Annotated in this window: 10 protein-coding genes; 5 read left to right on the top strand and 5 right to left on the bottom strand. The window is 67.1% G+C overall.

Annotated elements, in window-relative coordinates; translation table 11 throughout:
- The first annotated feature begins 395 nt into the window (after positions 1-395).
- The 5 genes from hisS to ABZD10_RS09230 all read left to right on the top strand — a co-directional run bounded on the left by hisS (position 396) and on the right by ABZD10_RS09230 (position 5914).
- Positions 396-1886: a histidine--tRNA ligase gene (gene hisS, locus ABZD10_RS09250; protein WP_372886006.1), complete on the top strand. Its 1491-nt coding sequence runs from the start codon at positions 396-398 to the stop codon at positions 1884-1886.
- A complete protein-coding gene (locus tag ABZD10_RS09245) occupies positions 1886-2971 on the top strand; it encodes an ATP phosphoribosyltransferase regulatory subunit (protein ID WP_372886005.1) in 1086 nt (361 codons plus the stop codon). Before hisS ends, ABZD10_RS09245 begins: the two co-directional genes overlap by 1 nt.
- Positions 2968-3657 (top strand): ATP phosphoribosyltransferase, encoded by a 690-nt coding sequence (gene hisG, locus ABZD10_RS09240; RefSeq protein WP_372886003.1) that lies wholly within the window; start codon positions 2968-2970, stop codon positions 3655-3657. The genes ABZD10_RS09245 and hisG overlap by 4 nt, the downstream gene beginning before the upstream one ends.
- A gap of 250 nt (positions 3658-3907) precedes the next feature.
- Positions 3908-4876, top strand: coding sequence for an NAD(P)-dependent oxidoreductase (locus ABZD10_RS09235; RefSeq protein ID WP_372886002.1), 969 nt, complete (start codon positions 3908-3910; stop codon positions 4874-4876).
- Positions 4877-5023: 147 nt separating this feature from the next.
- Complete coding sequence (locus tag ABZD10_RS09230; RefSeq protein ID WP_372886000.1) at positions 5024-5914, top strand: LysR substrate-binding domain-containing protein; 891 nt, start codon at positions 5024-5026, stop codon at positions 5912-5914.
- Between the two features lie 22 nt (positions 5915-5936).
- Here ABZD10_RS09230 and ABZD10_RS09225 read toward each other — a convergent pair whose 3' ends face one another.
- From ABZD10_RS09225 to ABZD10_RS09205, 5 genes are all read right to left on the bottom strand, one after another.
- Complete coding sequence (locus tag ABZD10_RS09225) at positions 5937-6683, bottom strand: SDR family oxidoreductase (protein WP_372885999.1); 747 nt, start codon at positions 6681-6683, stop codon at positions 5937-5939.
- A 9-nt stretch (positions 6684-6692) separates the two neighbouring features.
- The gene (locus ABZD10_RS09220; protein WP_372885998.1) at positions 6693-8150 is read right to left on the bottom strand and encodes an aldehyde dehydrogenase family protein; all 1458 of its coding nucleotides are present in this window, start codon (positions 8148-8150) and stop codon (positions 6693-6695) included.
- Entirely contained in the window at positions 8147-9757 is a 1611-nt protein-coding gene (locus ABZD10_RS09215; RefSeq protein ID WP_372885997.1) for an ABC transporter ATP-binding protein, read from the bottom strand. The genes ABZD10_RS09220 and ABZD10_RS09215 overlap by 4 nt, the downstream gene beginning before the upstream one ends.
- The gene (locus ABZD10_RS09210) at positions 9757-10623 is read right to left on the bottom strand and encodes an ABC transporter permease (protein WP_372885995.1); all 867 of its coding nucleotides are present in this window, start codon (positions 10621-10623) and stop codon (positions 9757-9759) included. Before ABZD10_RS09210 ends, ABZD10_RS09215 begins: the two co-directional genes overlap by 1 nt.
- Positions 10623-10917 (bottom strand): ABC transporter permease subunit (locus tag ABZD10_RS09205; RefSeq protein WP_372885994.1); only part of this gene is annotated, 295 nt, incomplete at its 5' end. The genes ABZD10_RS09205 and ABZD10_RS09210, both read right to left, overlap by 1 nt.

Here is a 10917-nt window from a genome sequence, read left to right as displayed (position 1 = left end):
GGGGGAGGGGGAACAGGCTATTTTTTTGTTGGACGGGAGGGTTTTTGGTGGCTGCCGCGCCACCAATTGTTCGCGGTCGGAGCGCCCCAGATCTCGCGGAGCAGGTCGCGCCAGGCGGCGCGGGTGAGCGCCGGCATCGTGGTGATCCGCATGTGTCCCAAGGAGGAGTTCCGGACGGAGGCTTTCATCGCGGAGCGGTGGTCCGGGAAGTCGAGGATGGCGACCAGGCGGGGGCTGTCTGCCCCCTCTTGCGCCTCTGGCGCAATTCACCCCCGAGGATGCTTGTGGCAAGAGAAAGGCCCCGGCGCCGCCGGCTGCGGCAGAGGGTTTGCTTGCCCCCATGGCGGGCATTGGGTAAAGCCCTTGGCGAAACCATTCCCATAGGGACCACGAGCATGGCCAAAGTGAAAAAAGCCCCGCGCCCCAAGGCGATCACGCCCAAGGGTTTCCGCGACTATTTCGGCGCCGAGGTGACCGAGCGCGCCGAGATGCTGCATCGCATCGCCGGGGTCTATCATCGCTATGGGTTCGACGCGCTGGAATCGAGCGCGGTGGAAACCGTGGAGGCGCTGGGCAAGTTCCTGCCCGATGTCGACCGCCCCAACGAGGGCGTCTTTGCCTGGCAGGAGGCGGACGAGGACGGCAAGGGCGACTGGATGGCACTGCGCTATGACCTGACGGCGCCGCTGGCGCGGGTCTATGCCCAGCACCGCAACGATCTGCCGACCCCCTATCGCCGCTATGCGATGGGCCCTGTCTGGCGCAATGAAAAGCCGGGCCCCGGCCGGTTCCGCCAGTTCTACCAATGCGATGCCGACACCGTGGGCACCGCCTCCATGGCGGCCGATGCCGAGATCTGCGCCATGCTGTCGGACACGCTGGAGACCGTCGGCATCCCGCGCGGCGACTATCTGGTGCGGGTCAACAACCGCAAGGTTCTGAACGGCGTGCTCGAGGCGATGGGCCTTGGCGACGACCGGGCGGCGCGAGACAATGTGCTGCGCACCATCGACAAGTTCGACAAGGTCGGCGAGGCAGGCGTGCGCGAATTGCTGACCAAGGGCCGCCTCGATGCCTCGGGTGCTTTCATCGACGGCGTGGGGCTCAGCGACGATCAGGCAGAGCCGGTTCTGGCCTTCCTGACCTCCAAGGCTGCCGATGTCGCCAAGACCTTTGCCAATCTGCGCGCGGCCGTGGGGGGCTCGGATGTGGGCGCCGAGGGCATTGCCGAGCTGGAACAGATCGCGGAGCTGCTGGAGGCGGGCGGCTATGGCGCCGATCGGATCGAGATCGACCCCTCGGTGGTGCGCGGCCTCGGCTATTACACCGGCCCGGTGTTCGAGGCCGAGCTGACCTTTGAAATCTTTGACGAAAAGGGCCGCAAGCGCCAGTTCGGCTCGGTCTCGGGCGGCGGGCGCTATGACGATCTGGTGAAACGCTTTACCGGACAGGAGGTGCCCGCGACCGGCGTGTCGATCGGTGTCGATCGGCTGCTGGCGGCGCTGCGCGAAAAGGGCCGCATCGGCGGCACCGAGACGGGTCCGGTGGTGGTCACGGTGATGGACCGCGCCCGCATGGCCGACTATCAGGCGATGGTCGCCGAGCTGCGCAACGCCGGCATCCGCGCCGAGGTCTATCTCGGCAACCCGAAGAACTTCGGCAACCAGCTGAAATATGCGGATCGCCGTGGCAGCCCGGTGGCGGTGATCGAGGGCGGCGACGAGAAGGACAAGGGCATCGTGCAGATCAAGGACCTGATCCTTGGCGCCAAGATCGCCGAAAGCGCCACGCTGGAAGAATGGAAGGAACGCCCCAGCCAGTTCGAGGTGCCGCGCGGCCAATTGGTCGCCAAGGTGCGCGAGATCCTTGAGGGGCAGACAAGCTGATGCCACAGAAAGCCCGAATCCGAGCCCGCGCAGCCGAGCTGCGCGCCCAGTTCGAGGCGGCCGGGGCGCGCCCGGTCGAGACCGCGGTTCTGCAACCGGCCGAGGTGCTGCTGGACCTTTACGGCGAGGACATCCGCGCCCGCGCCTATGTGACCTCGGACGCGTTGCGCGGCGAGCAGATGCTGCGCCCGGACTTCACCGTGCCGGTGGTGCAGATGCATATGGAGCACGGCGCCGAGCCGGCGCGTTACACCTATGCCGGCGAGGTCTTCCGCCGTCAGGAGGATGACCCCGAAAAGCCCAACGAATACACCCAGGTCGGGTTCGAGGTCTTCGATCGAGAAAACCCGGCGGCGGCGGATGCCGAGGTATTTGCGCTGATCCAGCGGGCGCTCGGCGACATCGAGGTGCGCGCCGCGACCGGCGACATCGGTATCCTGATGGCCGCGGTGGCGGGTCTTGAGACCTCCGAGCGGCGCAAGGCGGCGCTGATGCGCCATATCTGGCGCCCGCGGCGGTTCCGCGCGCTGCTGGACCGGTTCTCGGGACGCGCGCCAGTGCCCGCGAGCCGCGCGGCGCTGTTGGCGGCCAGCGATGCCATGCGGCATGATTACCCGCTGATCGGTCTGCGCGACCCGTCGGAGATCGCGGCCCGCATCGAGGCGCTGCGCGAGGATGCCGCCGAGCCGCCGATCTCGGCCGGGCAGGTGGAACTGATCGAGGCGATCCTGTCGGTGCGCCAGAAACTGCCCTTCGCGCTGGAACACCTGCGCGACATCGCCGTGGACCTGCCGGCGATCAACGAGGCGGTGTTCTGCCTCAAGGATCGTATCGAGGCCCTGGCGGCGCGCGGCATCGACGTCGACGGGCTGGATTTCGAGGCCAGCTACGGGCGGACCTCGATGGAGTATTACGACGGTTTCGTCTTCGGGTTTTCGGCGACCGCGCGCGCCGATCTGCCGCCGGTCGCATCGGGTGGCCGCTATGACGCGCTGACCCGGGTGCTGGGGCAGGGGCGTGCGATCCCGGCCGTGGGCGGGGTGATCCGCGCCGGACTTCTTCTCGACCTGGAGGCAAAGCCGTGACGATCAAGCTGGGTGTGCCCTCGAAAGGGCGGCTGATGGACAAGACCTTCGACTGGTTCAAGGCGCGCGGCGTGATGCTCGAGCGCACCGGTTCGGACCGCGAATACGCCGGCGCCGTGCAGGGCGTTGACGGGGTCGAGCTGGTGCTGCTCTCGGCCGGGGAAATCCCGCGCGAGCTGGCGGCCGGGCGGATCCATCTCGGGGTGACAGGCACCGATCTGGTGCGCGAGAAACTGCCGCGCTGGGAGCAGCAGCTGAAAGAGATCGCGCCCCTGGGGTTCGGTCAGGCCGACCTGATCCTGGCGGTGCCCGCCTGCTGGGTCGATGTCGACAATCTCGATGATCTGGACGCGGTGGCGGCCGCCTTTCGCAAGAAACACGGCTTCCGCATGCGCGTGGCGACCAAATATCACCGCATCGTGCGCGAGTACCTTCAGGACAACGGCATCGCTGATTACCAGCTGGTCGACAGTCAGGGGGCGACCGAGGGCGTGGTCAAGAACGAGACCGCCGAGGCCATTGCCGACATCACCTCGACCGGCGAGACGCTGCGTGCCAACCACCTGAAGATCCTTGGTGACGGGCCGATCCTGCGCTCGCAGGCGACCCTGTGGCGCAGCCGCGTTGCCGAACTGGCCGACGGCGACCGGGCGATCCTGTCGGCGTTTCTCGACCGGCTGGGCTGAACCGCTCCGGTCCCGACTGCTCCAAATGTCACGGCGCGCCCTTCGGGGCGCGTTTTGCCTTGTTCCGGCCGGCTTTGGGCTGAGTGCCGGCCGGCTTTGGGCTGACTGATCCCGCGCAGGTCGAGCCTTAAGTTCCATGGGGTCTCAGGGGGCGAAAAATTCGTTTCCTGAACCGCTTTCGATCTGGAACATGGAGACCGGGGCCGGTCGGCCCGTGACAACCGGCCTCGGGCCAGGAAGGAGCAGGACAATGAAGGTAGGGTTCATCGGGCTCGGCAACGTCGGCGGCAAGCTTTCGGGGTCGCTGCTGCGCAACGGCGTCGATCTGACGGTGCATGATCTCGACGGTGGACTGGTGGCGGGGTTCGTCGACCGTGGCGCGAAGGCGGGCGAAGGCCCGGCGCAGATGATGCGCGACTGCGATGCGGTCATCACCTGCCTGCCGTCGCCCGCCGCCTCGGACGCGGTGATGCAAAAGATGCTGCCCGAAGTCACCGGGGGCAAGGTCTGGATGGAGATGTCGACCACCGACGAGGCCGAGGTCAAGCGCCTTGGCGCCGAGGTGATCGCGCGCGGCGGGGCGGCGGTGGATTGCCCGGTGTCCGGCGGCTGCCATCGTGCGGATACCGGCAATATCGCCATTTTCGCCGGCTGCGAACGGGCCACGTTCGAAGCCATTCTGCCGCTGCTCACCACCATGGGGCGGCGCATCCTGCACACCGGGCCCCTGGGCTCGGCCTCGGTGCTGAAAGTGCTGACCAACTACCTTGCGACGGCGCATCTTGTTGCCAGCAGCGAGGCGCTGACCACCGCCAAGGCGGCGGGGATGGATCTCAACACGACCTACGAGGCGATCCGGATCTCCTCGGGCAACAGCTTCTCGCACGAGACCGAAAGCCAGGTGATCCTCAACGGGTCGCGCGATATTTCATTCACCATGGACCTTGTGCGCAAGGACATCGGCCTGTTTCAGGAGGTGGCGAACCGGGCCGGGGTGCCGCTTGAGATGAACCCGCTGATGATCCGGATCTTCGACGACGCCATCGCCCGTTATGGCGCGCGCGAATTGTCGCCCAATGTCATCCGCCGCCTCGAAGAGGCCACCGGGCTTGACGTGCTGGCGCCGGGCTTTCCGGCGGAAATGACCGACGACGAACCCGAGGCGCCGGGCTATGAGGTGATCCCGAAAGGCGCCGGGCGGTCGCAGACCGGCGGATGAACCGCCGCGCCGGGGCGCCGGCGGCCCGGCGGGCATGGGCGGCCGGGCCGCATCAAGTGTGATTTTACCTTTGACCGGGGTGGCTTAATTTCATTTAACTCTTCGACGGCCCCGGAGGCGTTTTCCGGTGCCCGGCGGAGGGGGAGAATGACAAAACTGCCACATGTCACCTGGCTCAGGTCCTTCGAGGCGGCGGCCCGGTTGGGCAGTTTCACCGCCGCCGCCGAGGCGCTGAACCTGACTCCGGCTGCCGTCAGCCAGCAGATCAAGCTGCTGGAACAGCATCTCGGGGCAAGCCTGTTCGTCAGGCTGCCGCGCGGCGTGGCGCTGACAGATCTCGGGCAGGCCTATGCGCAGCCGGTGCGCAAGGGGTTTGCCGAGATGCGCGAGGCCACCGACGGGCTGTTCGGTGCACGCCAGAAACGCAGGCTGCGGGTCCATGCCTCGATCAGCTACGGGACGCTGGTGCTGGCCCCCCTGCTGGCCGGGTTTCACGCCGCGCATCCCGAAATCGAGGTGCAGCTGACCAGCGCGGTCTGGACCGACCGCACCGAGGACGCGGCCTTCGACGTCGAGATCCGCTATGGTCATGGTGACTGGGACGAGCGCGATATTCGCCATCTCGGGCATCGCTCGTCCGAAGTGCTGTGCCATCCGGCCGTCGCCGCCGCCTGTGATGCGGGCCCGACCCTCGAGGCGCTGGCGGAAAAGGCGGTGCAGATCATCGGTTCGGAAACCGACTGGGGGCGGCTGGCGGCGCTGTACGGGCGCGACCTGCCGCCGGTGCCCGGCATGATGCGGGCCGATTCCTCGCTGATGGCGCTGCAGATCCTCTCGGGCGGCACCGGGGCGGCGATCATCTCGGAGAGCTTCTCGAAAACCTACCTCGATCGGGGGCTGCTGGTCTCGCCCCTCGACTGCAAGCTGCCGATGAGCCGCAGTTTCTTTCTGGTGCTGCCGGACGCCCGCCCGATGCGGCGCGAGGTCATCCAGTTCTGCGACTGGCTGTACGATCTCCATCGCAATCAGGCACTGTAACCCCGGCCGGGTCGGCCCGGGCTCAGATGCAGCGCCCGCCGTCGACCTCGAGGCAGACGCCGGTGACCATCGACGCCTCGTCCGAACACAGGTAGCAGGCCGCCGCGCCGATGTCCTCGGGGGTGGAAAACCGGCCCAGCGGGATGGTCGACAGGAACTTGGCGCGCATCTCGGGCGAGTCTTCTCCCATGAAGGATTTCAGCAGCGGGGTTTCCCCGGCGACCGGGTTGATGGCGTTGACGCGCACCCCGAAGGGGGCCAGTTCGACGGCCATGCTACGGGTCGCGGTGATCGCCCAGCCCTTGGAAGCATTGTACCAGGTCAGGTTGGGGCGCGGGCTGACGCCGCCGGTCGAGGCGATATTGAGGATCGCCCCCTTGCCGGCGGCCTTCATGGCGGGCACGAAATGGCGCGCCGCCAGAAAGATGGCGCGGGTGTTGACGCCGATGATGCGGTCGAACTCGTCGTCGCCGACCTCTTCCAGCGGTTTCGGCAGATGGGTGACGCCGGCATTGTTGACCAGAATATCGAGGTGGCCGAAATCGCGGTCGACCACATCCGCCAGCGCCGCGACCGAGTCGTTCTCGGCGACATTGACCGTCACCGGGATCGCGGCGCTGCCAAGTTCGGCCGCCCGGTCGCGGGCCAGACCGCCGTTGAGGTCGGCAATGATGACGCGCGCGCCCTCGGCGACGAATTTGCGCGCGATGCCGGCGCCGAAACCCGATGCGCCCCCGGTGACGACGGCGGTTTTTCCTTGCAGTCTCATGTTGTCCCCCTATCCGTGATATGTTGCGACGGTTTTCACCGTCGAGAAACCGTAAAGTGCTTCGAAGCCCTTTTCGCGCCCGTGGCCCGATTTTCCGACGCCGCCGAAAGGCAGTTCGACCCCCCCGCCGGCGCCGTAGTTGTTGACGAAGACCTGCCCCGCGCGCAGCCGGCTGGCCAGCCGCATCTGGCGCCCGCCATCGGCGGTCCAGACCGAGGCGACGAGACCGAATTCGGTGCCGTTGGCGATGCGCAGCGCCTCGGCCTCGTCCTCGAACGGGATCATCACCTGTACCGGGCCGAAGATCTCCTGCTGGGCCAGAGGGTGATCGGCGGCGACCGGGGCCAGCAGGGTCGGCGCGACATAGCTGCCGCCGGCGGGCAGGTCGGCGGGCAGCGTGGCGCGGGCGGCGACGTCGCGCTTAGCAGCCAGCGCAAGGAAGCCCGAGACGATCTCTTGCTGACGTGCCGATACCAGCGGCCCGACGTCCAGATCGGCCATCGCCGGGCCGACCCGCAGATCCCGGTAACGCGCCGCCATGCGGTCGCGCACCTCGTCGAAGATGCCGGCCTGCACCAGAATGCGTGACGACGCCGAGCAGGTCTGGCCGGCGTTCTGGATGCCGGCATTGACCAGAAACGGCAGCGCGCGGTCGAGGTCGGCATCGTCGAAGACCAGCTGCGGGGACTTGCCGCCCAGCTCCAGCGTCACCGGCACCACATTGGCGGCGGCCGAGGATTGCACCAGACCGCCGACCCCGACCGAGCCGGTGAAAGAAATGTGATCGACGCCCGGGTGGGCGCTGAGCGCCGCGCCGGCTTCCTCGCCCAGCCCCGGCACCACGTTCAGCGCGCCCTTGGGCAGCCCGGCCTCGATGGCCAGTTCGGCAAAGGCCAGCGCCGTGAGGCAGGCCTCTTCGGCCGGTTTCAGCACGGCGGCATTGCCCATCGCCAGCGCCGCCCCGACCGAGCGGCCGATGATCTGCATCGGGTAGTTCCAGGGCACGATATGGCCGGTCACCCCATGTGGCTGGCGCAGGGTATAGACGGTATAGCCCCGCTGGTAGGGAATGGTCTGGCCATGCACCTTGTCGGCGGCGCCGCCATAGAACTCCATGTAGCGGGCCAGGGCGATGGCATCGTTGCGGGCCTGGGTCAGGGGTTTGCCGACGTCGCGCGACTCGAGCCGGGCAAGCCGGTCGGCCCGCTCGAGCACCAGCTGCCCGATCCGGGTCAGGATGCGGCCGCGCTCGGCCGCCGTCATGGCGCCCCATGGCCCGTCCAGCGCGCTGCGGGCGGCGCGCACGGCGGCGTCGATGTCGCCGGCGCCGCCGCGGGCCACCGGACACAGGCGGGTACCGTCCGACGGGTCGATGAGGTCGAGCGTGGCGCCGCTTTGCGGTGCCGCCCAGATGCCACCGATCAGGCAGCGGTCGGTGGGAAACCAGAGATCATCCTGTAATGTCATCCTGCGGTCCTTTCTCGGGCCACGTCCGGCAATCGTGGCGCGGCGTCTATAAGGGTTTTCGTGTAATCGTGGCGCGGGGCCTTGAAGACCGCTTCGGTGGCGCCGTGCTCGACGATGCGCCCCGATTTCATCACCAGAACCCGGTCGGTGATGGCGCGCACCACGGACAGATCGTGCGAGATGAAAAGATAGGTCAGCCCAAGGCGCGCGGAGAGATCCGACAACAGATCGAGCACCTGTGCGCGTACCGACACATCCAGCGCCGAAACCGCTTCGTCGAGGATGATCAGCTCGGGCCGGATGATCAGCGCCCGGGCAATGGCGATGCGCTGGCGCTGGCCGCCGGAAAACTCGTGGATGTATTTGTCGGCCGCCGCCGCCGGCATGTCGACGCTTTCCAGCGCCTCGGCGATGGCGCGGTCGCGCTCGGCGCCCTTGGGGGGATCGGGCAACAGGTGGTAGGGTTCGGTGATCAGCCGCGCGACTTTGTGGCGGGGGTTGAAAGATCCGTAGGGGTCCTGAAACACCACCTGCATCTTGCGCCGGATGCCCGGCACCACCCGCCCGTTCTCGACCATCGGCTTGCCGTCGAAAAGGATCTCGCCGCCCTGCACCGTTTCCAGCCCCAGAAGCGCGCGGGTCAGGGTGGATTTCCCGCAGCCGCTTTCGCCGACCAGCCCCAGGCTTTCGCCGCGACGGATCGCAAAGCTCACGTCATCGACGGCGCGGAAATGCCCCGGCGCCCTGAACAACCGCGTGCGCGGCAGGCTGTAGTCGCGCACCACATTGCGGACCTCGAGCAGCGGGGTCTGTGCCGATTCCGCGGCCGGGGCCCGGTCGGGCACATGCCCCGAGGCCGCGAACAGGGCCTTGGTATAGGGGTGCTTCATCTGGCGATAAAGCGTGGCGGCCGGGCCCTCTTCGACCACTTCGCCGCGCTTCATGATCACGATGTCATCGGCCATGTCCGAGACCACGGCCAGATCATGGGTGCTCAGGATCAGCCCCATGCCGTCTTCCTGAACCAGCCGTTTCAACAGCCGCAGGATCTGCGCCTGGGTGGTCACGTCCAGCGCGGTGGTGGGCTCGTCTGCGATCAGCAGCCTGGGGCGCAGGGCAATGGCCATGGCGATCACCACCCTTTGCCGCTGCCCGCCGGAAAGCTCGTGCGGATAACGGCTCATCGGGAACGTCTTTTCCGGCAGGCCGACCCGGTTCAGCGTTTCGCGGGCGATGCGCAGCGCGTCCGCCTTGGACGCGGCCTTGTGGATCAGGATGGTCTCTGCCACCTGATCGCCGATGGTCTGCACCGGGTTGAGCGCGGTCATCGGTTCCTGAAAGATCATGCCGATGTCGCGCCCGCGCAGGGTGTTCATCCGGGTTTCGCCGAGGTCCAAAAGGTCGCGCTCTTCCAGGACGATCTGCCCGGTGCAGGCGGCGCCATTCGGCAAAAGCCGCATCACGGCATTGGCGGTCATGCTCTTGCCGGAGCCGGACTCTCCGATCACGCCCAGGACCTTGCCGGGCTGCAAGGACATCGACACATCGCGCAGGATGGGCGTGCCATGGATCGAGAGGGTCAGGTGGTTGATCGACAGAAGCGCCATCAGCGTTCCCTCCGGATCTTGGGATCAAGAAGGTCGCGCAGCCCGTCGCCCATGAGGTTCAGCCCCAGCACCGTGAGCACGATGGCCAGCCCCGGAAACAGCGCCAGATGCGGCGCAAAGGAAATCATCGTCTGGCTTTCGGCCAGCATGCGGCCCCAGCTGGGGATCGGCGGCTGCGCGCCCAGCCCGACATAGCTGAGCCCGGCCTCGGCCAGAATGCCCAAGCTGAACTGGATGGTGCCCTGCACGATCAACAGGTTGAGGATATTGGGCAGGATGTGTTCGTAGGAGATGCGCAGCGCCCCCTTGCCGGCGACCCGCGCCGAGAGCACGAAGTCGCGGGTCCAGAGGCTGAGCGCCGCGCCGCGCGAGAGGCGGGCAAAGACCGGGATGTTGAAAATGCCGATGGCAAGGATGGCATTGACCGCGCCGGGGCCGAAGACGGCGGTGATCATGATGGCGATCAGCAGCGCCGGGAAGGCAAAGACCAGATCGTTGCCGCGCATGATCAGCTCGTCAAGAAAACTGCCGGGCCGCGCCGCGGCGGTCAGCCCCAGGGGCACGCCCAGCCCCATGCCGATGCCCACCGCGACCACCGCCACGGCGATCGAGGTGCGGGCCCCCACCAGGATCATCGAAAACACGTCGCGCCCAAAGTGATCGGTGCCCATCAGATGCGGCCAGCCGGGGGGCTTCAGCTTGTTGGGTATGTCCAGCGCAGCCACGTCATAAGGCGTCCAGATCAGCGAGACCAGCGCCGCGCCAAAGAAGATCAGGATCAGGACCAGACCCAGGGAAAGATTGAGCGAGCGCGAGACCGCGCGCAGGGGCGAGACGCTGCGGGGGGCGTCAGAGGGCAGGCGCATCATTGCCTCCCCCTGAGGCGCGGATCGACCAGCGCATAGGTGAGATCGACGAGGAAATTCACCACCACCACGGCAAAGACCAGGAGCATCACCACGCTTTCCACCACGATCAGGTCACGCTGCGAAATGCTCTGGAAGATCAGCCGCCCAAGGCCGGGCAGGTAGAAGACGTTCTCGATGATGATGGCGCCGGCCAGCATGAAGGAAAACTGCAAGCCGATGATGGTCAGCACCGGGATCAGCGCGTTGCGCAGGGCGTGGCGGCGCAGGGCCTTTTGTTTCGACAGCCCCTTG

It is taken from the genome of Shimia sp., assembly GCF_041624275.1.
Lineage (GTDB): Bacteria > Pseudomonadota > Alphaproteobacteria > Rhodobacterales > Rhodobacteraceae > Shimia.
This window is presented reverse-complemented; position numbering and strand designations above follow the sequence as displayed.